This window comes from Glycomyces albidus, from assembly GCF_009451885.1.
In the GTDB taxonomy this organism is placed as follows: Bacteria; Actinomycetota; Actinomycetes; order Mycobacteriales; family Micromonosporaceae; genus Glycomyces; species Glycomyces albidus.
The window spans coordinates 24,621-48,346 of the sequence record NZ_WIAO01000011.1; the positions used below are offsets into that span (position 1 = coordinate 24,621).

A 23,726-nucleotide genomic window follows, 5' to 3' on the forward strand; every position below is an offset into this window, starting at 1 on the left:
GCACCCGTGCGCAACGAATACTATGCGGTAACTTACGTTTCCGCAGCCCCCAAGGAGCGCCGTCCGGGCAGATCTCCATCGGCCGTTCGGAGCAGCGCAACACCCGAACGCGAATGTGATTCGTGAAATCGCCATAGACTCGGGAGTGGGAGGTGAACACCATGACTCGACTAGCGGTAAAGAGCTTCAAGCAGCCCGACGACACGCTCGACCTCAGCGGCCACGGACACCGCGACACCGTGATGATCGACGGCCAGCCCGTCGAGCTGTCGACCTTCGAGCGGGGCTGGCGCTGGTCCAACGACGTCAAGCCGATCGTCGGCACCGACGCCTGCCAGGCCCACCATCTCGGCTACTGCGTCGAAGGGCATCTGCGGGTCCACATGAACGACGGCACCGACAAGGACATCAACGCGGGCGACGCGTTCGAGATCCCGCCGGGCCACGACGCGGAGGTCGTCGGCGAGCAGCCGGTCGTCCTCGTCGACTTCGGCAAGGCGTTCGACAACAAGTGATCCGATTCCGAACCGCACGACCGCGTCCGGCCGCCCTCCGAATGCCGAGGGCGGCCAGAAACATGTCCAGGCGCTGAGACGCGCCTCCCACCAGGTGCCGGATCACACCGACCCGGATGGCAGACTTGACCCCGTGTTGCGATGGATGACAGCTGGAGAGTCCCACGGCCCCGAACTCGTGGTCACGATCGACGGCCTGCCCGCCGGGATCGAACTGACCACTGAGGCGGTCGCCGCCGAACTGGCGCGCCGCCGCCTCGGCTACGGCCGCGGCGCCCGCATGAAGTTCGAGGCCGACGTCGTGAACTTCATCGGCGGCCTGCGCCACGGGCGCACCCTCGGCTCGCCCGTCGCCATCCGCGTCGGCAACTCCGAATGGCCCAAGTGGGAGACCGTCATGGCGGCCGACCCGGTCGACCCCGCCGAACTCGAAGGCGTCGCCCGCAACGCCCCCCTCACCCGGCCCCGCCCCGGCCACGCCGACCTCGCCGGCATGCAGAAGTACGACCACGAGGACGCCCGCCCGATCCTCGAGCGCGCCTCCGCCCGCGAGACCGCCGCCCGCGTCGCCGGCGGCACCGCCGCCAAGGCGTTCCTCCGGCAGGCGTTCGGCATCGCCATCGTCTCCCACGTCAAGGCCCTCGGCCCGGTCCGCGCCAAGGACGGCCTCGTCCCCACCCCGGACGACTTCGACGCCGTCGACGCCGACCCGCTGCGCTGCATGGACCCCGAAGCCTCCGCCCGCATGGTCGCCGAGGTCGACGCCGCCAAGAAGGACGCCGACACCCTCGGCGGCGTCGTCGAGGTCCTCGCCTACAACGTCCCGCCCGGGCTCGGCTCCCACGTCCAGTGGGACCGCAAGCTCGACGCCCGCCTCGCCGCCGCGCTCATGTCGATCCAGTCGGTCAAGGCCGTCGAGATCGGCGACGGCCTCATGCAGTCCGCCGTCCGCGGCTCCTCCGCCCACGACGAGATCGTCCCCGGCCCCGACGGCGTCCAGCGCCTCACCGACCGCGCCGGCGGCCTCGAAGGCGGCATCACCACCGGCCAGCCGCTCCGCGTCTCCGCCATGCTCAAACCCATCTCGTCGCTCACGCGCCCGCTGCGCACCATCGACACCACCACCGGCGAGCCCGCCGAGGCCATCAACCAGCGCTCCGACGTCTGCGCGGTCCCCGCCGGGGCCGTCGTCGCCGAGCACATGGTCGCCTACGTCCTCGCCGAGGCCGCCCTCGAGAAGTTCGGCGGCGACTCTGTGGCCGAGTCCCGCCGCAACTTCGAGCAGTACCTCGAGCACCTGCGGGTCAAGTAGCCCGCGCCCGCCGGCGCCGCGACGCGGCGCCGCACTCCGAACCGGAGTGCGCACCGACCGGAGAGCACCGAATGTCTGGAGGGCATCGCATGTCCGGAGCACACCGATGAGCCTGGTCGTCATCGTCGGCCCGCCCGGCTCCGGCAAGACCACGATCGGCCGCGCCCTGGCCGAATCGCTCGGCGTCCCCTTCCGCGACGCCGACGCCGACATCGTCGCCGCCGCCGGCAAGCCGATCGCGGACATCTTCGTCGACGACGGCGAGGAGCACTTCCGCGCCCTCGAACGCGAAGCGGTCCGCCGCGCCGTGGCCGAGCACGACGGCGTCCTCGCCCTCGGCGGCGGCGCGGTCCTCGCCGAGTCCACCCGCAAGCTCCTCGCCGACGTCACCGTCGTCCACCTCCGCGTGGACCTCGCCGAAGCCGTGCGCCGCAACGAGATCGACAAGGGCCGCCCGCTCCTGGCCGTGAACCCGCGCGCCACGCTCCGCCGGCTCATGGACGAGCGCCTGCCGCTCTACCGCGAGGTCGCCGACATCGAGATCGACACCACCGGACGGGACGCGGCCGACCTGGCCGCCGAGATCCGGGCGAAGCTCGCCGTCCGCACCGTCGTCGTCAACGACGCCGAGGCGCCGTACCCGGTCCTCATCGGACACGGCACGGTCGACCGCCTCCCCGAGTTCCTCGGGAAGGCCGCCCGCGTCGCCGTCCTCCACACCGCCAGCACCGCCGCGCTCGCCGAACGGGTCGGCTCGCTCCTGCCCGACGGCGTCGAGGCCACCCTCATGGAGCTGCCCGACGCCGAGGACGGCAAGACCGTCGCCGTCGCCGAGCAGTGCTGGGAGGCGCTCGGCGCCGAAGGCTTCACCCGCACCGACCTCGTCGTCGGCGTCGGCGGCGGCGCCGTCACCGACCTCGCCGGGTTCGTCGCCGCCTGCTGGCTCCGCGGGGTCGCCGTCGTCCACGTCCCGACCTCGCTGCTCGGCGCGGTCGACGCGGCCGTCGGCGGCAAGACCGGCGTCAACACCGCCGCCGGCAAGAACCTCGTCGGCGCCTTCCACCCCCCGCGCGCCGTCCTCGTCGACCTCGACACCTTCGCGACCCTCCCCAGGCGCGACCTCGCCGCCGGCCTCGCCGAGGTCGTCAAGGCCGGCTTCATCGCCGACCCGGTCATCCTCGACCTGGTCGAAGCCGACCCCGAAGCCGCACTCGACGCCTCCGGCCCGGTCGTCGCCGAACTCGTCGAGCGCGCCATCGCCGTCAAGGCCGAAGTCGTCGCCTCCGACCTCAAGGAAGGCGGCCTGCGCGCGATCCTCAACTACGGGCACACCTTCGCGCACGCCATCGAGAAGCTCGAGCACTACCGCTGGCGCCACGGCGACGCCGTCGCCGTCGGCATGGTCTACGCCGCGCACCTGAACGCGATCACCGGCCGCGTCGACCTCGTCGCGCGCACCCGGTCGGTCCTGGAGTCCCTCGGCCTGCCCACGACCTACGAGCCCGGCCGCTGGGACGACCTCCTCAAGGTCATGAAGATCGACAAGAAGAACGTCGGCGCGACCCAGCGCTTCGTCCTCCTCGACGCGCTCGCGAAGCCGGTCGTCGCGGACGACGTGACCGCCGAGCAGCAGCGCGAGGCCTATGAGAGGCTCACGGCATGAAGACCCTGGTCCTGAACGGCCCGAACCTCAACCGGCTCGGCAAGCGCGAACCGGCGATCTACGGCTCCCAGACCCTGGCCGACCTCGAGGCGCTCTGCGTCAAGACCGGCGCGGAACTGGGCCTCGACGTGGACTTCCGCCAGACGAACCACGAGGGCGAGATGCTCGAGTGGCTCCACGAGGCCGCCGACCACGGCTACCCGGTGGTCCTCAACGCCGCCGCCTGGACCCACTACTCGGTCGCCGTCGGCGACGCGTGCGCCCAGCTCACGGCCCCGCTCATCGAGGTCCACCTCTCCAACGTCCACAAGCGCGAGGAGTTCCGGCACCGCTCGTTCGTGTCGGCCCACGCCGAGGGCGTCATCGCCGGCCTCGGCTTCGACGGCTACGTCGCGGCACTGCGCCACCTCGCAGCACGGTTACCGTCGCCGCGCCAGCGGAGTCGACCCGGTCTCCAGGCGCGGTCGTTCCGCCGCCGTTCTCCTGCCCCGCCGCCGCAGGGGTTCGCCGGGCGGCCGCGCCTCCTGCCGAGGCGTACAGCCGCCCGGGTCCGGCTCAGCGGATCTCCACCTCGACCGCGTTGCCGGTCTTCCACACGGCCACGCTCGGCTTCATCGCCGCAGCCTGGTCTTCGACTCGGCAATTCGGTCCTGTGGCTATCGCCACGGTCTTATGGCCGTTTCGGGTGGGTCGCTTCGTCGTTGAACAGGTGTGCTACTTCGATACCGGTACCGGCTGTATCCAACGGCCCCGCAGCGGGCCGCGCTCGCGCGGGCGTTTGGGTGCGCCCGGGTCGTCTACAACGACGCGGTTGCCGCCCGAAAGCACGCCCACCGCAACGGACTGGCGTATCCGAGAGCCACGGAATTGTCCAAGGCTCTGATCACCGAAGCGAAGCGGCATCCCGATCGAGCTTGGCTCGCCGAGGTCTCCTCCACTGTGTTGCAACAGGCATTGCGCGACGCGGTCCGGGCCTACAGCAACTTCTTTGCTTCACTCGCCGGGAAACGGCGGGGTGCGCGTCTGGGCCCGCCCCGGTTCAAGCGACGCTCGGGAACGCAGTCGATCCGCTTCACTCGCGGCGCCGCATTCCGGATCTTGGACAACGGACGACTGCGCCTGCCGAAGGTCGGCGCACTGAAGGTCGCCTGGTCAAGGGATCTGCCCGCCGAGCCGTCCTCGGTAACGGTGCTCAGAACCCCGACTGGCAAGTACTACGCCAGTTTCGTGGTGGCGGTCGACGACGGTGCCCAAAAGCTGGAGCCGCTCGAAGATCCCGCCGCCGAGACCGGAATCGACCTTGGCCTGGCGCACTTCGCCGTGCTTCGCGGCGGGAGGGTGGTTGAGTCTCCGAAGTTCTTCCGGAAGCTCGAGCGGAAACTGAGGAAGGCGCAGCAGGCCCACTCTCGGAAGACGAAGGGCTCGGCGAACCGGGCCAAGGCACGGCTGAAGGTCGCGAAGATCCATGAGGATGTCAAGCACGCACGTTTGGACTGGATCGACAAGCAGGTGATCGGCATCCTCCGCGAGAACCAAGCGGTGTACGTCGAGGACCTGCATGTCAATGGTCTTGCCCGTGGCCGGTCCGCGAAGAGCGTTCACGATGCGTCGTTCGGGATGTTCCTGACCCGGCTCGAATCGAAGGCGCAGCGCGTCGGCCGCACGTTCACTCGCGTCGGCAGGTACTTCCCGTCCACGCGGCTGTGCTCCGAGTGCGGCGCACTTACCGGACCCCGAGGCATAGGGGGGCTGAAGGTCCGACAGTGGGAGTGCGGGTGCGGCGCCCGGCATGACCGTGATCGCAATGCCGAGATCAACATCAGGCGTGAAGGTCAGCGCTTGGTGGCCGCCGGGCAGGCGGACACCTGAAATGCCTGCGGATGGCCGATAAGACCCGGGGAGACCCGGGCGCAGCCAGTTGAAACAGGAACCCGCCCGTAGACGGGCCGCATTAGCGGACCGCAAGCCGGGAACCTCCGTCCCTCCGGGCGGAGAGGATGCCAACGAAAGCGACAACGCCCCGGTGGCCTCAACGTCACGATCCGCGAAAGGGGCAGGTTTCGCGCAAGCCAGAAGGACAGGACACCGAGCTCTCATGGGGTTCCAAGCACAGTTGAGCGGCCTTGAAGTGCAGTGGCTCGTGTACGGGCGCTAGCATAGGCGGTCGGTCCGCTCAACACCCAAATCGAAAGTGACGAACGCCAGTGGCAACCACGAATGACCTCAAGAACGGCCTGGTGCTCAACCTGGAGGGCCAGCTCTGGCAGGTGCAGGAATTCCAGCACGTCAAGCCCGGAAAGGGCCCGGCGTTCGTGCGCACGACCCTCAAGCAGATCCCCTCGGGCAAGATCGTCGACAAGACCTTCAACGCCGGCACCAAGGTCGAGACCGCGAACGTCGACCGCCGCACGATGACCTACCTCTACAAGGAGGGCGAGGACTTCGTGTTCATGGACTCGGACACCTACGACCAGATCCCGGTCGGGCCCGGCATCGTCGGCGACGCCTCCAAGTACCTGCTCGAGAACTCCGAGGCCACCGTCGCCATGCACGACGGCAAGGTCCTCTACATCGAGCTGCCGGCCGCGGTCGAGCTCGTCATCACCTACACCGAGCCGGGCCTCCAGGGCGACCGCTCCTCCGGCGGCACCAAGCCCGCCACCGTCGAGACGGGCGCCCAGGTCCTCGTGCCGCTGTTCATCGACAACGGCGAGAAGATCAAGGTCGACACCCGCGACGGCAAGTACCTCAGCCGGGCATAGGCGTGACCAAGAACCAGCAGAGCGGACCTGAGCGGCTCACCGCCCGCACCAAATGGCGGATGCGGGCCGTCGAGATCCTGTACGAGGCCGAGTCCCGCAAGGAGAGCGTGAAGCGCGTCCTCGCCGAGCGGGCCGACCGCGCGTTCACCGACCCCGAGGCCCCGCGGCTCCCGAAGTACTCCGAGGAGCTGGCGCGCGGCGTCGACGAGTACCGGTACGAGCTGGACGAGGCCATCGGCCGCGCCGCCAGCGGCTGGTCGGTCGAGCGGATGCCCGCGGTCGACCGGAACGTCCTGCGCGTGGCCCTGTACGAGATCATCTACGTCGAGGACGTCGACACGCCCGTGGCCATCAAGGAGGCCATGCGCGTGGCGGAGCAGATCGGCTCCTCCGACGACACCTCGTTCGTGAACGCGGTCCTCGACGCGGCGGCGAAGGCCGAGGAGTAGGTCCTCAGCAGACGGAGACGGCCGGGCCCCGCGGGGCCCGGCCGTCTCCGTCTGCCCGAGGCGGGACGCGGCAGGCCGAGCCGCCGCATCCGGAGTCGGGCGGTACGAAGAACGGCCGAGCCCTCCGATCCCGGGCCCGGCCGTCGTCCGCTTCGCCTATTCGGCGTCCGAGGCGAAGAACGCCTGGAGGTCGTGCACGAGCACGCCGAAGTCCTCCAGCTTCTCGATCAGGCCGGAGGGCGTGGTCGAGTAGACCACCGCGAGGGTGTAGAGGTCGTCGGCGCGGATCGAGAGGATCCGGCCGTTGTAGTCGCCGCGACGCTGCTGGATCGAGCGCGCCAGCTTGGCGACGTGCTCGAGCTCGGGGTCGGGGTGGTCGTAGAGCGCCTCGAGGTTGAGGACGATCTTCTCGGCCTGCTCGACCGGGAGCGGCACGCCCTCGGGAAGCAGCTCCGAGACGGGGATCCGGTAGAAGTCGGCCAACTCCGCGAGGCGGCTGACCGTGATGGACCGGTCGCCCCGCTCGTAGGAACCGATGACGACGGCCTTCCACTTGCCGCCGGACTTGTCCTCGACGCCTTGCAGGGACAGGCCCTGCTGCATCCGAATGTCGCGCAGCCGGTTGCCGAGCGCCTTGGCGTAGTCAGATGTCGCCATGCTGGGATCAACTCCAATTTTCGGTACGAGAGGAATCCTATTGTTGACTACGGTCGGTGACCATCGGCCGTTGGGGTGCCCCCAAACAGTGTTCTTCGTCGCGTGAGGCTCGAAAGACTGACCGGCAAACCCGAGCATACCCGTCAAACGCATAGCTACCGACACCATGGTTTTGGGACCGCCCTTTACGCTCCGTCACCGGCGGCGTAGCATGGCCCGCGACGAAACCGTTCTTTAACAGACCGTCCCGTGAGGCGGAGAAGGAGGTTCGCGTGGTTTCCCCTGCCCTCAGGCAGACTGAGGAAGACCCGTCGGGCAAGCAGATCCTCACGGCCGAGGACATCGGCCGGATCCTCGACCGCATCGCCCACCAGATCCTCGAGAAGACCAAGGGCGCCCCCGACACCATGCTCCTGGGCATCCCCACGCGCGGCGTCGCGCTCGCCGGCCGCCTCGCCGACCGGATCCGCCGCTTCGCCGGCACCGACGTCCCCGCCGGGACCCTCGACATCACCCTCTACCGGGACGACCTGCGCCGCAACGCGCTCCGGCCCCTCGGCCCCACCGAGCTGCCGCCCGGCGGCGTGGACGACCAGCGGGTCATCCTCGTCGACGACGTCCTCTACTCCGGCCGGACCGTCCGGGCCGCGCTCAACGCGGTCCACGACCTCGGCCGCCCCGCCAGCGTCCAGCTCGCCATCCTCGTCGACCGCGGCCACCGCGAGCTGCCCATCCGCGCCGACTACGTCGGCAAGAACATCCCCACCGCCCGCGACGAGAGCGTGTCCGTGCGCCTGACCGAGTACGACGGGTTCGACGCGGTGGTCCTGACCGGAGGCCGCGAGCGATGAAGCACCTGCTCACCACCAAAGAGCTCACGCGCGACGAGGCCGAGCTGATCCTCGACGTCACCGAGCAGATGGCCGAGGCCGTCACCGGCCGCGAGGTCCCCAAACTCCCGGCCCTCCGCGGCCGCACCGTCGTCAACCTCTTCTTCGAGGACTCGACCCGCACCCGCACCTCGTTCGAGACCGCCGCCAAGCGCCTCTCGGCCGACGTCGTCAACTTCGCCGCCAAGACCTCCAGCGTCAACAAGGGCGAGAGCCTGCGCGACACCGCGCTCACCCTCCAGGCCATGGGCGCCGACGCGGTCGTCATCCGCCACCCCGCCGCGGGCGCGCCCCAGCGGCTCACCGAGTGGATCGACGGCGCCGTCCTCAACGCCGGCGACGGCACCCACGCCCACCCGACCCAGGCCCTCCTCGACGCCTACACGATGAAGCAGCGGCTCGGCGCCGTCGAGGGCCGCACCGTCGCGATCGTGGGGGACATCCTCCACTCCCGCGTCGCCCGCTCGAACGTCTGGCTCCTGTCGAAGCTCGGCGCGAACGTCCGCCTCGTCGGCCCGCCTACCCTGCTGCCCAAGGACATCGGCGACTGGCCGGTCGAGGTCGAGTACGACCTCGACGCGAGCCTCAAAGACGTCGACGCGATCATGATGCTCCGCGTCCAGCGCGAGCGCATGCACGCCGCGTTCTTCCCGACCGCCAACGAGTACGCCCGCCTCTACGGCCTCGACGAGCGCCGCCTCGCCCTCCTGCCCGACCACGCGATCGTCATGCACCCCGGCCCGATGAACCGCGGCATGGAGATCGCCGCGACCGTCGCCGACTCGCCCCGCGCCACCATCACCGAGCAGGTGACCAACGGCGTGTGGGTCCGCATGGCCGTCCTCTACCTGCTGCTCACGAACGGAGAAGCCCGGTGACCGACCTCCTCATCAAGAGCGCCGACCTCGTCGGCCGGGGCCGCCAGGACGTCCTCGTCCGCGACGGCCGCGTCGCCGAGATCGGCTCCATCGCCAAGGCCGGGTCGGCCACCGTCGTCGACGCCGACGGCCTGGTCCTCCTGCCCGGCCTCGTCGACCTCCACACCCACCTGCGCGAGCCGGGCCGCGAAGACGCCGAGACCGTCCACTCCGGCACCCGCGCCGCCGCCAAGGGCGGGTACACCGCCGTGTGCGCCATGGCGAACTCGTACCCGGTCGCCGACACCGCCGGCGTCGTCGAGCAGGTCGCCGCGCTCGGCAAGGCCGCCGGCTACGCCGACGTGCAGCCCGTCGGCGCCGTCTCCGTCGGCCTCGAAGGCAGGCAGCTCGCCGAGATCGGCGCCATGGCCCGCTCGGCGGCCGCGGTCCGCATGTTCTCCGACGACGGCCACTGCGTCTCGGACCCGATCCTCATGCGCCGCGCCCTCGAGTACGTGAAGACCTTCGGCGGGCTCATCGCCCAGCACGCCGAGGAGCCGCGCCTGACCGAAGGCGCCCAGATGAACGAGGGCGCCGTCTCCGCCGAGCTCGGCCTGCCCGGCTGGCCCGCCGTCGCCGAGGAGGCGATCATCGCCCGCGACGTGCTCCTCGCCGAGTACACCGGCGCGCGCGTCCACTTCTGCCACGTCTCCACGGCCCGCTCGGTCGACATCATCCGCGAGGCCAAGGCCCGCGGCGCGAACGTCACCGCCGAGGTCTGCCCGCACCACCTGCTCCTCACCGACGAGGCCGCCCGCACCTACGACCCGGTGTACAAGGTGAACCCGCCGCTGCGGCGCGAAGCCGACGTCGCGGTCCTGCGCGGCGCGCTCGCCGAAGGCGTCATCGACGCCGTCGCCACCGACCACGCCCCGCACGCCCCGCAGGACAAGGACTGCGAATGGGCCGCCGCCCGGCCCGGGATGCTCGGGCTCGAGACCGCCCTGTCGATCACCGTCCTCGCGCTCGGCGGCCCCGCCGAAGCCGACTGGGACACGATCGCCGAGCGCACCTCCCGCACCCCGGCGCGCATCGCCGGCCTCGAAGCCCACGGCCGCGACCCGAAACCGGGCACCGAGGCCAACTTCACCCTCGTCGACCCCGCCGCGACCTGGACCGTCGTCCCCGGCGAACTCGCGTCGCTGTCGCGGAACACCCCGTACGCCGGGATGGAACTCCCGGTCACCGTCCAGGCGACGTTCCTCCGGGGGCGCGCCACCGTGCTGAACGGCAAGATCGCAGAGGAGACGACCGAATGAGCAGCAGAGCACCAGCGATCCTCGTCCTCGAGGACGGCCGCGTCTTCCGCGGCGCCGCCTACGGCTCCGTCGGCGAGACCTTCGGTGAGGCCGTCTTCAACACCGGCATGACCGGCTACCAGGAGACCCTGACCGACCCGTCCTACTACGGCCAGGTCGTCGCCCAGACCGCCCCGCAGATCGGCAACACCGGCTGGAACGACGAGGACGACGAGTCCCGCCGCATCTGGGTCGCCGGGTACGTCGTCCGCGACGCCTCCCGCACCGCCTCCAACTGGCGCGCCGAGCGCGGCCTCGAAGACGAGCTCGCCGCCCAGGGCGTCGTCGGCATCTGCGAGGTCGACACCCGCGCCCTCACCCGCCACCTGCGCGACAAGGGCGCCATGCGCGTCGGCATCTCCTCGCGCTCGACCGACGCCGAGGAGCTCCTCGCGAAGGTCCGCGACACGCCGCAGATGGCCGGCGCCAACCACGTCGGCGCCGTCACCGCCTCCGAGCCCTACACCTACCAGGCCAAGGGCACCCCGAAGTACACCGTCGCCGCCCTCGACCTCGGCATCAAGCGGAACACCCCGCGCCGCCTCGCCGAACGCGGCATCACCACCACCGTCTACCCGGCCTACGCCACGGTCGACCTGCTCCTCGACGGGAACCCCGACGCGGTGTTCCTCTCCAACGGACCCGGCGACCCCGCCACCGCCGAGCACCAGGTCGAGCTCACCCGCGAGCTGCTGCGCCGCCGCGTGCCCGTCTTCGGCATCTGCTTCGGCAACCAGATCCTCGGCCGCGCCCTGGGCCTGGAGACCTACAAGCTGAAGTTCGGCCACCGCGGCGTCAACCAGCCGGTCCTCGACCGGCACACCGACAAGATCGAGATCACCGCCCACAACCACGGGTTCGCCCTCAAGGCGCCCGAATCCGGCGAGTACTTCGACACCGAGTTCGGGCGCGTCCAGGTCAGCCACGTCTGCCTCAACGACGGCGTCGTCGAAGGGCTCACCTGCCTCGACGCCCCCGCCTACTCCGTCCAGTACCACCCCGAGGCCGCCGCCGGCCCGCACGACGCCGACTACCTGTTCGACCGGCTCGTCGAACTGATCGAGAACACGCGCTCGAACGACAGCAAGGGGGCCAAGGCCAATGCCTAAGCGCGACGACCTCAACCACATCCTCGTCATCGGATCCGGCCCCATCCAGATCGGCCAGGCCTGCGAGTTCGACTACTCCGGCACCCAGGCGTGCCGCGTCCTCCGCGAGGAGGGCCTGCGCGTCACCCTCGTCAACTCCAACCCGGCCACGATCATGACCGACCCCGAGTTCGCCGACGCCACCTACGTCGAGCCGATCACCACCGAGGTCATCGAGCAGATCATCGCCAAGGAGAAGCCCGACGCGATCCTGGCGACCCTCGGCGGCCAGACCGCCCTCAACGCCGCCGTCGCCCTCCACGAGGCCGGGATCCTCGAGAAGCACGGCGTCGAGCTCATCGGCGCCGACATGGACGCCATCCAGCGCGGCGAGGACCGCCAGCAGTTCAAGGAGGTCGTCCTCAAGGTCGGCGGCGAGGTACCCAGGTCCGCGGTCTGCCACTCCATGGACGAGGTCCGCGACACCGTCAAGGAGCTCGGCCTGCCCGTGGTCATCCGCCCCTCCTTCACCATGGGCGGCCTCGGCTCCGGCATGGCCTACACCTGGGAGGACGTCGACCGCATCGCCGGCAACGGCCTCGCCGAGTCCCCCACCACCGAGGTCCTCATCGAGGAGTCCGTCCTCGGCTGGAAGGAGTACGAGCTCGAGCTCATGCGCGACCGCGACGACAACGTCGTCGTGGTCTGCTCCATCGAGAACGTCGACCCCATGGGCGTCCACACCGGCGACTCCGTCACCGTCGCCCCCTCGATGACCCTCACCGACCGCGAATACCAGCACATGCGCGACGTCGGCATCGCGATCCTCCGCGAGGTCGGCGTCGACACCGGCGGCTGCAACATCCAGTTCGCGATCGACCCGGCCACCGGCCGCATGATCGTGATCGAGATGAACCCGCGCGTCTCCCGCTCCTCCGCGCTCGCATCCAAGGCCACCGGCTTCCCGATCGCGAAGATCGCCGCGAAGCTCGCCATCGGCTACACGCTCGACGAGATCCCGAACGACATCACCAAGGCCACCCCGGCCGCGTTCGAGCCGACCCTCGACTACGTCGTCGTCAAGGTCCCGCGGTTCACGTTCGAGAAGTTCCCCGGCGCCGACCCGACCCTCACCACCACGATGAAGTCCGTCGGCGAGGCCATGAGCCTGGGCCGGACCTTCCAGCAGGCCCTCCAGAAGGCCCTGCGCTCCACCGAGACCAAGGCCGCCGGGTTCTGGACCCGCCCCGACCCCGAGGGCGCCACCCTCGAGAACACGCTCGAGGCGCTGAAGACCGCCCACGACGGCACCCTCTACACCGCCGAGCGCGCCCTCCGCCTCGGCGCGTCCGTCGCCGAGGTCCACGACGCGTGCAAGATCGACCCGTGGTTCCTCGACCAGATCGCCCAGCTCATCGAGGTGCGCGACGAGATCGAGACCGCCGCGGTCGCCGACGGGGCGCTCCTGCGCCGCGCCAAGCGCGCCGGCTTCTCCGACGCCCAGATCGCGGCCCTGCGGCCCGAGTTCGCCGGCGAGGACGGCGTGCGCCGCCTGCGCCACCGGCTCGGCCTGCGCCCGGTCTACAAGACCGTCGACACCTGCGCCGCCGAGTTCGAGGCCCACACGCCCTACCACTACTCGACCTACGAGGACGAGACCGAGGTCGCGCCCTCGGACCGGCCCAAGGTCATGATCCTCGGCTCCGGCCCCAACCGGATCGGCCAGGGCATCGAGTTCGACTACAGCTGCGTCCACGCCGTCCAGGCCCTGCGCGAGGTCGGCTACGAGACCATCATGGTCAACTGCAACCCCGAGACCGTCTCCACCGACTACGACACCGCCGACCGGCTCTACTTCGAGCCGCTCACCTTCGAGGACGTCACCGAGGTCTTCCACGCCGAGGACGAGTCCGGGAAGGCCGCCGGCGGCCCCGGCGTCGTCGGCGTCGTCGTCCAGCTCGGCGGCCAGACCCCGCTCGGGCTCGCCGAGCGCCTCGAGCAGGCCGGCCTCCCGATCGTCGGCACCAGCCCCAGGGCCATCGACAACGCCGAGGACCGCGGCGTCTTCGGGCGCCTCCTCGGCGACCTCGGCCTCGTCGCCCCCGCCGGCGGCACCGCCACCTCCTACGAGGAGGCCCGCGAGGTCGCCGCCCAGATCGGCTACCCCGTCCTGGTCCGGCCCTCGTACGTCCTCGGCGGCCGCGGCATGGAGATCGTCTACGACGAGGACTCCCTCGCCGGGTTCATCACCCGCGCCACCGCCGCCAGCCCCGAGCACCCGGTCCTCATCGACCGGTTCCTCGACGACGCGATCGAGATCGACGTCGACTGCCTCTGCGACGGCGAGGACTTCTACCTCGGCGGCATCATGGAGCACATCGAGGAGGCCGGCGTCCACTCCGGCGACTCCTCCTGCGCGCTCCCGCCGATCACCCTCGGCGCCGCCGTCATCGAGCAGATCCGCGACTACACCGCCAAGCTCGCCTTCGGCATCGGCGTCCGCGGCCTCATGAACGTCCAGTACGCCCTCAAGGACGAGCAGCTCTACGTCCTCGAAGCGAACCCGCGCGCCTCCCGCACGGTCCCGTTCGTCTCCAAGGCCACCGCCGTCCCGCTCGCCAAGGCCGCCGCCCGCATCGCCCTCGGCGCCAAGATCAGCGACCTGCGCGCCGAAGGCATGCTCCTGCCCGAAGGCGACGGCTCCGACGCCGGACCCGAGGTGCCCATCAGCGTCAAGGAGGTGCTCCTGCCCTTCAAGCGCTTCCGCACCGTCGAAGGCTCCGGCATCGACGCCGTCCTCGGCCCGGAGATGAAGTCCACCGGCGAGGTCATGGGCATCGACTCGTCCTTCGGCCTCGCCTTCGCCAAGGCCACCCTCGCCGTCTACGGCAAGCTCCCCACCTCCGGGAAGCTCTTCGTGTCCGTCGCCGACCGCGACAAGCGCTCCATCGTCTTCCCGGTGCGCCGCCTCGTCGACCTCGGCTTCACCGTCTACGCCACCGAAGGCACCGGCCTGGTCCTCAAGCGCCACGGCATCGATTTCACGCCCGTGGGCCGCCACAGCGCGGGCGCCGACGTCGACGCGGTCGCGCTCATCGCCTCCGGCGAGATCGACCTGGTCATCACCACGCCCTCGGCCTCCACCGGCCCGCGCACCGACGGCTGGGAGATCCGCTCCGCCGCCGTCGTCGCCGACGTCGCCTGCGTCACCACCATCCAGGGCGCCGCGGCCGCCACGCAGGCCATCGAATCGGCCTCGCGCGGCGAGATCCGCGTCGCCTCGCTCCAGGAGCTCCACCGCCGACTCCGCGGCGGCGAGCGGGCCGCGGCGTAGGACGGCATGGCGACGCCCGCGCGCCGCGCGTGACACGCAGCACCGGGTGAGCGGCCCACTGACAGTGCCGGTTCCGCTCACCCGGTGAATTGACGTATACAGGAATGAGCATGCTGTACCAGAATCTCGCCCGCCCGGTCCTGTTCCGGATCGGCCGCGGCGACGCCGAGAAAGCGCACGACCTCACCCTGCGCTGGCTGACGCGCCTGTCCGAGCAGCGGCAGGTGCGCAACGCGCTCATCAAGCTCAACCGGCTGAGCGCGCCCGTCACCGTCTGCGGCATCCCCTTCCCCAACCCCATCGGGCTCGCCGCCGGCCTCGACAAGAACGGCGTCGCCGTCGGCGCCTGGCCCGCCCTCGGCTTCGGCTTCGCCGAGATCGGCACCGTCACCGCCCAGCCCCAGCCCGGCAACCCCCAGCCGCGGATGTTCCGCGCCCGCCGCTCCCAGGCCATCGTCAACCGCATGGGCTTCAACAACGACGGGGCCCAGGCCCTCGCCGCCCGCCTCGCGGCCGTCCCCGCCGTCGACTGCCCGCTCGGCATCAGCATCGGCAAGTCCAAGGCCGTGCCGCTCGAAGGCGCCATCGAGGACTACCTCCAGTCGATGCGGTTCCTCTACCCCTTCGCCGACTACTTCGCGATCAACGTCTCCTCCCCGAACACGCCCGGCCTGCGCCGGCTCCAGGACGCCGGCGCGCTCCGCGACCTCCTCGCCGCCCTCCACGCCGAAGGGCTCCGCCTCGCCGCCGGCCGGCCCACCCGCCCCATCCTGGTCAAGATCGCCCCCGACCTCACCGAGCCGGCCCTCGCGCAGCTCCTCGAGGTCTGCCTCGACGCCGGCGTCGCCGGCGTGATCGCCACCAACACCACGCTCGGCCGCGACGGGATCCTCCCGGAAGAGGACGCCGTCGCCGCCGAGCCCGGCGGCATGTCCGGCCGGCCCCTGACCCTGGTCGCCCGCGAGATCGTCCGCTTCGTCCACCGCGAGACCGGCGGCCGCCTGCCGATCATCGGCTCGGGCGGGATCATGACCGCCGACGACGCCCAGGCCATGTTCGACGCCGGCGCCAGCCTCGTGCAGGTCTACTCCGGCCTCATCTACAACGGGCCGGGCATGGTCCACGCCAGTGCCCGCCGCTACCGCAGGACCGCCCGCCGCCACCACCGACACTCCGCCACGCCTGATACGAGGAACCATGCCTAACAAGGAATTCGGGGCCCGCGCCCTCCGCCTCTCCCAAGAGCGCGGCCCGCTGTGCGCCGGCATCGACCCCCACGGGTCGCAGCTCCTGCAGTGGGGCCTCGACGACGACCTCGCCGGCGCCGAGCGCTTCGCGCTGACCCTCGCGGAGGCGCTGGCGGAGACGTGCGCGTTCATCAAGCCGCAGTCGGCGTTCTACGAGCGGTTCGGCTCCAAGGGCGTCGCGCTCCTGGAGCGGGTGATCACCGAGTCCCGCCGGGCCGGGGCCCTCGTGATCCTCGACGTCAAGCGCGGCGACATCGGCTCCACCATGGCCGCGTACGCGCAGGCGTACCTCGATCCGGCCTCGCCGCTGGCGGTCGACGCGATCACCGTGAGCCCGTACCTGGGCACCGGTTCGCTCCAGCCGGCGTTCGACCTCGCGGCCGCGCACGGCAAGGGCCTGTTCGTGCTCGCCCGGACCTCGAACCCCGAGGGCAAGTACGTGCAGATGGCCAAGCGCCGCGACGGGCGCTCGGTGGCCCAGAGCGTCATCGACGAGGTGAACCAGCGCAACGGGGACGCCGAGCCGATGGGCTCGTTCGGGATCGTCATGGGCGCGACGATCGGCGCCTGCGCGAGCGAGGGGGACGCCCGCCTGCGTGAGTCGACTTACGGAATCACACACACCACGGTGAGCCAACGTGACTCCGCTCACGACCTCTCCCAGTTCAACGGCCCGATCCTGGTCCCGGGCATGGGAGCGCAGGGCGGGCGGCCGAGTGATCTTCCGCGCGTCCTCGGACCGGCGACGAAGTTCGCAATACCATCTTATTCACGACAAATCGCGCAGCCTGGCCCTGCCGTGGCGAGCATTCGCACCGCCGTCGAGGCGTTGCAGGAGGAATGCCGCGCCGCGATGGGGGAATAAAACCGCGGTTTTCGGGACCCGGAATCAACCCCACCCCCGGTCGCAGGCGTGTCGGTAGGTGGGGTTACCGTCTCCGAGCTGGGTATGCTTTGGCGATACCCGCACGTCAAGGTCCACAGGGACGAAACCATCGACTGCAAGGAGACCCCGTGCCGCTCCCTAAACTGACTCCGGAACAGCGCGCCGCCGCCCTTGAGAAGGCGGCCGCGGCCCGCAAGGCCCGCGCCGAGCTCAAGGAGAAGCTGAAGTCGGGCGAGACCACCCTGGAAGCGGTCCTCAAGTCCGCTGCCACCGACGACATCTCCGGGAAGATGAAGGTCTCGGCCGTGCTCAAGGCCCTCCCCGGCATCGGCGACAAGCGCGCCACCCAGATCATGGAGAAGCTCAAGATCGCCGACTCCCGTCGGCTGCGCGGCCTGGGCGAGCACCAGCGCGCCGCGCTTCTGGATGAATTCAAGGGCGACCAGGCCTAAGTTCGGGTAGTTGTAGTCGCGTGAGCATCGATCACCACCACGCCGCCCTGGCCCAGCGACTGACGGTCCTCTCGGGCCCGTCAGGCGTCGGCAAGGGCAGCGTCAAGGCACTGATCCAGGAGTACTACCCGTGGGTCTGGCTCTCCGTGAGCTGCACGACCCGCAAGCCGCGTCCTGGTGAGGTCGACGGCGCCGACTACCACTTCGTGTCGACCGAGCAGTTCGAGTCGATGATCGCCGCGGGGGAGTTCCTTGAATGGGCCTCCTACGCGGGGAACCTCTACGGAACCCCCCGCGGCCCGGTCGAGGAGCGCCTGCGCGCCGGACTCCCGGCGCTGCTGGAGATCGAACTGCAAGGGGCCCGCCAGGTCCGCCGGGCCATGCCCGACGCGCAGCTGGTGTTCCTGGCCCCGCCGTCGTGGGAGGAACTCGTCCGCCGCCTCACCGGGCGGGGGACCGAGGACGCCGCCACCATCGCGCGCCGCCTGGAGGCCGCCCGCGAAGAGCTCGACGCCGAAGCCGAGTTCGATCACACAGTCACGAACGTGTCGATCGAGCAGGCGGCCTCCGAGCTGGTAGAGTTGCTCAGTTCCCCGGCCCTCGCGGCGAAGCTCGCGAGCCGCGCATGAGCGCGGCCCGGACCGGAGCGCGCTAGCAACACCCAAGTCACACGAAGGACAACACGTGTCAGGGACTGTCGCCGACCCCGTCGGTATCACCAATCCGCCGATCGACGACCTGCTGAAGAAGAGCCAGTCGAAGTACCAGCTGGTCATCTACTCCGCCAAGCGGGCCCGTCAGATCAACGCCTACTACTCGCAGCTCGGCGAAGGCCTGCTCGAGTACGTCGGCCCGCTCGTCGAGACGACTCCCGAGGAGAAGCCGCTGTCGATCGCCATGCGCGAGCTCGACAAGGGCCTGCTCGAGACGAAGGCGTTCGACGACAACGAGTCGTAGCGACTGAAGAGGCGCTGTTGAACGTCGTCCTGGGCGTCTCGGGCGGTATCGCCGCCTACAAGGCGTGCATCCTGCTCCGCCTCCTCAAGGAGTCCGGTCACGACGTGACCGTCGTCCCGACCGAGGCGGCGCTCAAGTTCGTCGGTGAAGCCACCTGGGAGGCCCTGTCGGGCCGCCCGGTGGCTTCCGGCGTGTTCTCGGACGTCTCCGAGGTCAAGCACGTCCGGCTCGGCCGCCGGGCCGACCTCGTCGTCGTCGCCCCGGCCACCGCCGACCTGCTCGCGCGGGCCGCGCACGGGCGCGCCGACGACCTGCTCACCTCCACGCTGCTGACCGCCGCCTGCCCGGTGGTCTTCGCCCCGGCGATGCACACCGAGATGTGGGAGCACCCGGCCACCAGGGCCAACGTCGCGCTCCTGCGCGAGCGCGGCAACCACGTCGTCGAGCCCGACTCGGGCCGCCTCACCGGCGCCGACACCGGCCCCGGCCGCCTGCCCGAGCCGGAGTCGCTCTTCGCCCTCCTCAAGGGCTTCCTCACGTCGCCGGCGAGGGACCTCGCGGGGCGCCGGGTCCTGGTGACCGCGGGCGGGACCCGCGAGCCGATCGACCCGGTCCGCTTCATCGGCAACCACTCGTCGGGCCGGCAGGGCATCGCGATCGCCGCCGCGGCCGCCGCGCGCGGCGCCGAGGTGACCCTCATCGCCGCGCACATCGACGCGCCGCTCCCGGCGGGGGTCCGCGTCGAGCGCGTCGGCACCACCGGCGAGCTGTACGACGCCACCGTCAAGGCCGCGGTCGACGCCGACGCGATGGTCCTCGCAGCGGCCCCCGCCGACTTCACGCCGAAGGCGGCCTCGGACCGCAAGCTCAAGCGCAAGGGCGACCTCGACCTGGCGCTCACGTCGACGCCGGACATCGCCGCGGCCGTGGGCCGCGCCAAGCGCCCCGGGCAGGTCCTCGTCGTCTTCGCGGCCGAGACCCACGACGGCGCCGAGCACGCGAAGGCCAAGCGCGAGGCGAAGGGCGCCGACCTGGTGGTCCTCAACGACGTCTCGGGCGGGGCCGTGTTCGGGCGCCTGGAGAACTCCGTCACGGTCTTCGACGCGGCCGGCCCGGTCGCCGAGCTCGCCGAGACGTCGAAAGAACTGGTCGCGGACGCCGTGTGGGACGCGGTGGCCGCCCGGCTCCCGCTGGGTGGACGGGGCTGACACCGCCGCTGCCGAGCGCGGCGACTTGGTGGGAAGATCGTGAGCGCATAGACTTGTGAGCTGCGAAGTCAGTCGAAGTGCGCCGCTGGGCGGCGTGGCAAGTGTTTTGAGCAAATGGTTATGAGGAGTGCCGTGGCACGTCGCCTGTTCACCTCCGAGTCGGTCACCGAAGGCCACCCGGACAAGATCGCGGACCAGATCTCGGACGGGATCCTGGACGCACTGCTGTCCGAGGACCCCGGGAGCCGCGTCGCGGTCGAGACCCTCATCACCACCGGCCAGGTGCACGTCGCGGGCGAGGTGACCACCCACGCGTACGCCGACATCCCGCGGATCGTGCGCGAGACGATCCTGCGCATCGGCTACGACTCGTCCAAGAAGGGCTTCGACGGCGCCTCGTGCGGCGTGAACGTCTCGATCGGCGGCCAGAGCCCCGACATCGCACAGGGCGTGGACAAGGCGTGGGAGTCCCGTGTGGACGCCGACGGGCACGACGAGCTCGACCTCCAGGGCGCGGGTGACCAGGGCCTCATGTTCGGCTTCGCGTGCCGCGAGACCCCCGAGCTGATGCCGCTGCCGATCGCCTTGGCCCACCGGCTGTCCCAGCGCCTCACCGAGGTCCGCAAGGACGGGACCGTCCCCTACCTCCGCCCGGACGGCAAGACCCAGGTGACCATCGAGTACGACGGCAACCGGCCGGTCCGCCTCGACACCGTGGTCGTCTCCAGCCAGCACGCGCCCGACATCTCGCTCGACTCGCTGCTCGCGCCCGACGTCGCCGAGCACGTGATCGCCCCGGTCGTCGCCGGTCTCGACCTCGACACCCGCGACTACCAGCTCCTGGTCAACCCGACCGGCCGCTTCGAGATCGGCGGCCCCATGGGCGACGCCGGCCTGACCGGCCGCAAGATCATCGTCGACACGTACGGCGGCTACGCCCGGCACGGCGGCGGCGCGTTCTCCGGCAAGGACCCGTCGAAGGTCGACCGCTCCGCCGCGTACGCGGCCCGCTGGGTCGCCAAGAACGTGGTCGCCGCGGGCCTGGCCGAGCGCTGCGAGGTCCAGGTCGCCTACGCGATCGGCAAGGCCAAGCCGGTGAGCATCGCCGTCGACCCGATGGGCACCGAGACCGTCGACCCGGCCCTCATCGAGCGGGCCGTCCTCGAGGTCTTCGACCTGCGCCCGGCCGCGATCATCCGCGACCTCAACCTGATCCGCCCGATCTACTCCCTGACCGCCGCGTACGGCCACTTCGGCCGCGAGCTCCCGGAGTTCACCTGGGAGGCGACCGACCGCGCCGCAGCGCTCAAGGAGGCGGTGAGCTAGCGGCCGCACGGCTTCGCTCCGGGCGCCTCCGACGTCGGAGGCGCCCGGTAGTTTTATCTGATGGACGAGTCCCCAGCCAGGTATGCCGCGGTCTGCGTGGACCACCCACTGCCGCAGCTCAACCAGCTGTTCGACTACCGGATCCCGCCCGAGCTGCTCGACCGGGTCGAGCCGGGCTGCCGCGTCTCGGTGCGGTTCAGCAACCGCAAGCTGAAGGGCACCGTCCTCGCCGTCCGCGACCATGCCGACTTCGCCGGGACGATCCTCCCGATCCTCGACGTCATCCCGCCCGGGCCGGTGCTCACGGCCGAGGTCGCCGAGCTCGCGCAGCGGATCGCGGACCGGTACGCCGGCAACCTCGCCGACGTGCTGCGCCTGGCGCTGCCCGAGCGCAAGATCCGCGTCGAGAAGGAGCCGCCGGGCGAGCGGCTGCCGGTGACCGCCCCGAAACTCGCTCACTGGAATAGATATAACGCCGGCGAGGCATTTCTGCGCGCGCTGCGCGACGGCAAGGCGCCGAGGATCGTCTGGAACGCCCTCCCCGGCGAGGACTGGGCCGCCCGCCTCGCCGAGGCCGCCGCGGTGGCGGCCGCGGCCGGCCGGGGCGCGCTGCTCGTCGTCCCGGACCAGTACGACGTGGAGCGCCTCGACCGGGCGCTCACCGCGGTGCTCGGCCCGGACCGGCACGTGACGCTCGCGAACGCCATGGGCCCGACGCCGCGGTACCGGTCGTTCCTCAAGGCGCTCCGCGGCGAGGTCCGCATCGTCGCCGGGACCCAGGTCGCGATGTTCGCGCCCGTCGCCGACCTCGGCCTGGTCGCGGTCTGGGACGACGGCGACAAGAACCTCGTCAGCCTCCACGCCCCGCACCCGCACGCCCGGGAAGTGCTGCTGACCCGCGCCGAACTCACCGGAGCCGCCTGCGTCATCGGCGGCTTCGCGCGGACCGCGCAGGCCCAGCTCCTGGTCGAGACCGGCTGGGCCGTCTCGGCCGCCGGCCGCCGCGACGCGCTGCGCGCGGCCGCACCGCGCGTGGTCCCGATCGGCGACGACGCCGACCTCAAGATCGACCCGTCCAGCTCGACGGCCCGCCTGCCCTCGGTCGCCTGGGACGCCGCCCGCAAGGCCCTCGCCGCCGACCGCCCGGTCCTGCTCCAGGTGCCCCGCCGCGGCTACGTTCCGGCGGTCTCGTGCCAGCGCTGCCGCACGCGCGCGCTGTGCCCCGAGTGCACCGGCCCGCTGCGGCTGACCGGACCCCGCCGGCCGCCGGTCTGCACCTGGTGCGGCAGGGTCGACGAGCCGCACCGGTGCGCCGAGTGCGGATCGGACCGCATCCGGGCGGTGGTCATCGGCGCCGCGCGCACGGCGGAGGAGATCGCGAGCGCCTTCCCCGGCGTCGAGGTCGTCGAGTCGAACGCGTCGGAGCGGCTCGACGCGATCCCCGCGGGCGCGAGGGTGGTGGTCTCGACGCCGGGCGTCGAGCCGGCCGCGCCGGGCGGCTACGGCGCGGTGCTGCTGCTCGACACCTGGGCCCAGCTCACCCGGGCCGAGCTCACCGCTTCCGAAGAGGCGCTTCGGATCTGGATGAACGCGGTGGCGCTGTGCGCGCCGGGCGGGACCGCGGTGGTCACGGCCGACGGCGGGCTGCCGGTGGTGCAGGCGCTCATCCGCTGGGACGCGGCCTGGTTCGCTGGCCAGGAGCTGGCCGACCGCGCCGAGCTCGGCTTCCCGCCGGTCATGAGGTTCGCGGCCCTCACGGGCCTCAACGGCGAGGCCGAGAAGCTGGCCGCCGACCTGCCCTTGGACGTGGAGGTGATCGGCCCGATCCCGGTCGACGAGCAGCACGAGCGGGTGCTGCTGCGCGTGCGCCGCCGCGACGGCGCGGCCCTCGCGGCGACCCTCGCCAAGGCCACGGCCGAGCGCGCGGGGGCCAAGGCCGAGCAGGTCCGGGTCCAGATCGACCCGCGCGAGATCGCCTGACCCGCTCTGCGGAGGCCGAACGGCCTATTGGAAATCGACGTTCTGGAGGATCCACTCGACTTCGTCGCGGAGCTCGTCGTCGTCGGGGGTGACGGTGCCGATGATGTAGACGTTCCCTCGGCCGCCTTCGGAGGGGACGATCAGCATGCGGCCGTAGATCGGGTCGCCGAAGCGGTCGGAGACGGTCCACTGGATCTCGTGCGCGTCCCTCCCATCCACTGTGGTCGGTTCGGAGGCGAGGAATTCGGGGTCGTCCGACGCTCCGGCGTGGATCTGCCCGACGACCTGTCCGGACGTCTGCTCGGCCGCGGATTCGAGGTCGTCCCAGCGGTGGCCGTCGTAGAACACCCAGACCCGGGCGCCTTGGGCCCCGCCGAAGGCGGCGCCGGCGGAGAAGAACGCGCCGGGCCCTCCGGGTTCGAGCGGGTACCAGTCGTCGGGCAGCGGGTAGCCGACGCCGGTGATCGGGTCGCTCACGACCGCGCGCTCGGTGCAGCAGGGCGGCCGGCGGTCGTCGGGTTTCGCGAACACCCATACGGCAGCGGCGAGGAGCACGACTGGGATCGCGACGCCGAGGGCGATCCGGACGACGCGCCGGAGGCGGGGATGCGGGTCGGGCTCGGGCAGCGGGGCGAGGCGGGGCCGCGCAGGGGTCGGGTCGGACACGAGGGGGGTGCCTTTCAGGCTGCGGGGGCGTGTTCGGGTTGGAGTCTAAGCGCGCTCGCCCGCGGTCTCCGGGGCGGTCCTGTGCCTGAGGGGGACCCGGCCGGGGCTTCGATCCGCCG

General features: G+C 71.1%; 21 protein-coding genes and 1 pseudogene. 20 read left to right on the forward strand and 2 right to left on the reverse strand.

Annotation, left to right across the window (positions count from 1 at the left end; translation table 11 throughout):
- Positions 1 to 161 precede the first annotated feature (161 nt).
- The 7 genes and pseudogenes from GFD30_RS10955 (at position 162) to nusB (ending at position 6,701) form a co-directional block, all read left to right on the forward strand.
- Entirely contained in the window at positions 162 to 515 is a 354-nt protein-coding gene (locus GFD30_RS10955) for a cupin domain-containing protein (RefSeq protein WP_153025251.1), read from the forward strand.
- A gap of 133 nt (positions 516 to 648) precedes the next feature.
- Entirely contained in the window at positions 649 to 1,827 is a 1,179-nt protein-coding gene (gene aroC, locus GFD30_RS10960) for a chorismate synthase (RefSeq protein WP_407649012.1), read from the forward strand.
- Between the two features lie 106 nt (positions 1,828 to 1,933).
- Entirely contained in the window at positions 1,934 to 3,490 is a 1,557-nt protein-coding gene (gene aroB / locus GFD30_RS10965; RefSeq protein WP_153025253.1) for a 3-dehydroquinate synthase, read from the forward strand.
- Positions 3,487 to 3,903 (forward strand): annotated as a pseudogene (aroQ, locus tag GFD30_RS10970) (type II 3-dehydroquinate dehydratase); the annotation flags it as partial. The gene aroB and the pseudogene aroQ, both read left to right, overlap by 4 nt.
- 298 nt (positions 3,904 to 4,201) lie before the next feature.
- Positions 4,202 to 5,359 carry an RNA-guided endonuclease InsQ/TnpB family protein gene (locus GFD30_RS10975; protein ID WP_322633151.1) on the forward strand — a complete coding sequence of 386 codons (1,158 nt, stop codon included), beginning with the start codon at positions 4,202 to 4,204 and terminating at the stop codon, positions 5,357 to 5,359.
- Positions 5,360 to 5,694: 335 nt separating this feature from the next.
- Positions 5,695 to 6,252, forward strand: coding sequence for an elongation factor P (gene efp / locus GFD30_RS10980; protein WP_322633152.1), 558 nt, complete (start codon positions 5,695 to 5,697; stop codon positions 6,250 to 6,252).
- 2 nt (positions 6,253 to 6,254) lie between these two features.
- Positions 6,255 to 6,701, forward strand: a complete 447-nt coding sequence (gene nusB, locus GFD30_RS10985; RefSeq protein WP_153025255.1) for a transcription antitermination factor NusB — start codon at positions 6,255 to 6,257, stop codon at positions 6,699 to 6,701.
- Positions 6,702 to 6,857: 156 nt separating this feature from the next.
- Here nusB and GFD30_RS10990 read toward each other — a convergent pair whose 3' ends face one another.
- Positions 6,858 to 7,358: a transcriptional regulator gene (locus GFD30_RS10990; protein ID WP_153025257.1), complete on the reverse strand. Its 501-nt coding sequence runs from the start codon at positions 7,356 to 7,358 to the stop codon at positions 6,858 to 6,860.
- 272 nt (positions 7,359 to 7,630) lie between these two features.
- Here GFD30_RS10990 and pyrR point away from each other — a divergent pair, with 272 nt between their 5' ends.
- The 13 genes from pyrR to GFD30_RS11055 all read left to right on the forward strand — a co-directional run bounded on the left by pyrR (position 7,631) and on the right by GFD30_RS11055 (position 22,941).
- A complete protein-coding gene (gene pyrR / locus GFD30_RS10995; protein WP_322633153.1) occupies positions 7,631 to 8,209 on the forward strand; it encodes a bifunctional pyr operon transcriptional regulator/uracil phosphoribosyltransferase PyrR in 579 nt (192 codons plus the stop codon).
- A complete protein-coding gene (locus tag GFD30_RS26920) occupies positions 8,206 to 9,126 on the forward strand; it encodes an aspartate carbamoyltransferase catalytic subunit (RefSeq protein ID WP_153025259.1) in 921 nt (306 codons plus the stop codon). The genes pyrR and GFD30_RS26920 overlap by 4 nt, the downstream gene beginning before the upstream one ends.
- Positions 9,123 to 10,424 (forward strand): dihydroorotase, encoded by a 1,302-nt coding sequence (locus tag GFD30_RS11005; RefSeq protein ID WP_322633154.1) that lies wholly within the window; start codon positions 9,123 to 9,125, stop codon positions 10,422 to 10,424. The genes GFD30_RS26920 and GFD30_RS11005 overlap by 4 nt, the downstream gene beginning before the upstream one ends.
- Positions 10,421 to 11,572, forward strand: coding sequence for a glutamine-hydrolyzing carbamoyl-phosphate synthase small subunit (carA, locus tag GFD30_RS11010; protein WP_153025260.1), 1,152 nt, complete (start codon positions 10,421 to 10,423; stop codon positions 11,570 to 11,572). Before GFD30_RS11005 ends, carA begins: the two co-directional genes overlap by 4 nt.
- The gene (gene carB / locus GFD30_RS11015; RefSeq protein WP_153025262.1) at positions 11,565 to 14,885 is read left to right on the forward strand and encodes a carbamoyl-phosphate synthase large subunit; all 3,321 of its coding nucleotides are present in this window, start codon (positions 11,565 to 11,567) and stop codon (positions 14,883 to 14,885) included. The genes carA and carB overlap by 8 nt, the downstream gene beginning before the upstream one ends.
- 110 nt (positions 14,886 to 14,995) lie before the next feature.
- On the forward strand, positions 14,996 to 16,090 hold the full coding sequence (locus GFD30_RS11020) for a quinone-dependent dihydroorotate dehydrogenase (protein WP_153025264.1): 1,095 nt from the start codon (positions 14,996 to 14,998) through the stop codon (positions 16,088 to 16,090).
- Positions 16,083 to 16,997 carry an orotidine-5'-phosphate decarboxylase gene (gene pyrF / locus GFD30_RS11025; RefSeq protein ID WP_153025265.1) on the forward strand — a complete coding sequence of 305 codons (915 nt, stop codon included), beginning with the start codon at positions 16,083 to 16,085 and terminating at the stop codon, positions 16,995 to 16,997. Before GFD30_RS11020 ends, pyrF begins: the two co-directional genes overlap by 8 nt.
- Before the next feature lie 149 nt (positions 16,998 to 17,146).
- Positions 17,147 to 17,470: an integration host factor, actinobacterial type gene (gene mihF, locus GFD30_RS11030; protein WP_030156658.1), complete on the forward strand. Its 324-nt coding sequence runs from the start codon at positions 17,147 to 17,149 to the stop codon at positions 17,468 to 17,470.
- A gap of 20 nt (positions 17,471 to 17,490) precedes the next feature.
- A complete protein-coding gene (gene gmk, locus GFD30_RS11035; protein WP_322633155.1) occupies positions 17,491 to 18,099 on the forward strand; it encodes a guanylate kinase in 609 nt (202 codons plus the stop codon).
- Between the two features lie 55 nt (positions 18,100 to 18,154).
- The gene (gene rpoZ, locus GFD30_RS11040; protein ID WP_322633156.1) at positions 18,155 to 18,427 is read left to right on the forward strand and encodes a DNA-directed RNA polymerase subunit omega; all 273 of its coding nucleotides are present in this window, start codon (positions 18,155 to 18,157) and stop codon (positions 18,425 to 18,427) included.
- Between the two features lie 14 nt (positions 18,428 to 18,441).
- Entirely contained in the window at positions 18,442 to 19,635 is a 1,194-nt protein-coding gene (gene coaBC, locus GFD30_RS11045; protein WP_153025266.1) for a bifunctional phosphopantothenoylcysteine decarboxylase/phosphopantothenate--cysteine ligase CoaBC, read from the forward strand.
- Positions 19,636 to 19,767: 132 nt separating this feature from the next.
- A complete protein-coding gene (gene metK / locus GFD30_RS11050; protein WP_322633157.1) occupies positions 19,768 to 20,961 on the forward strand; it encodes a methionine adenosyltransferase in 1,194 nt (397 codons plus the stop codon).
- Between the two features lie 96 nt (positions 20,962 to 21,057).
- A complete protein-coding gene (locus GFD30_RS11055) occupies positions 21,058 to 22,941 on the forward strand; it encodes a primosomal protein N' family DNA-binding protein (protein ID WP_407649018.1) in 1,884 nt (627 codons plus the stop codon).
- A 24-nt stretch (positions 22,942 to 22,965) separates the two neighbouring features.
- Here the strand turns inward: GFD30_RS11055 and GFD30_RS11060 are convergent, their stop codons facing one another.
- Positions 22,966 to 23,607 (reverse strand): hypothetical protein, encoded by a 642-nt coding sequence (locus tag GFD30_RS11060; protein ID WP_153025268.1) that lies wholly within the window; start codon positions 23,605 to 23,607, stop codon positions 22,966 to 22,968.
- Positions 23,608 to 23,726 lie beyond the last annotated feature (119 nt).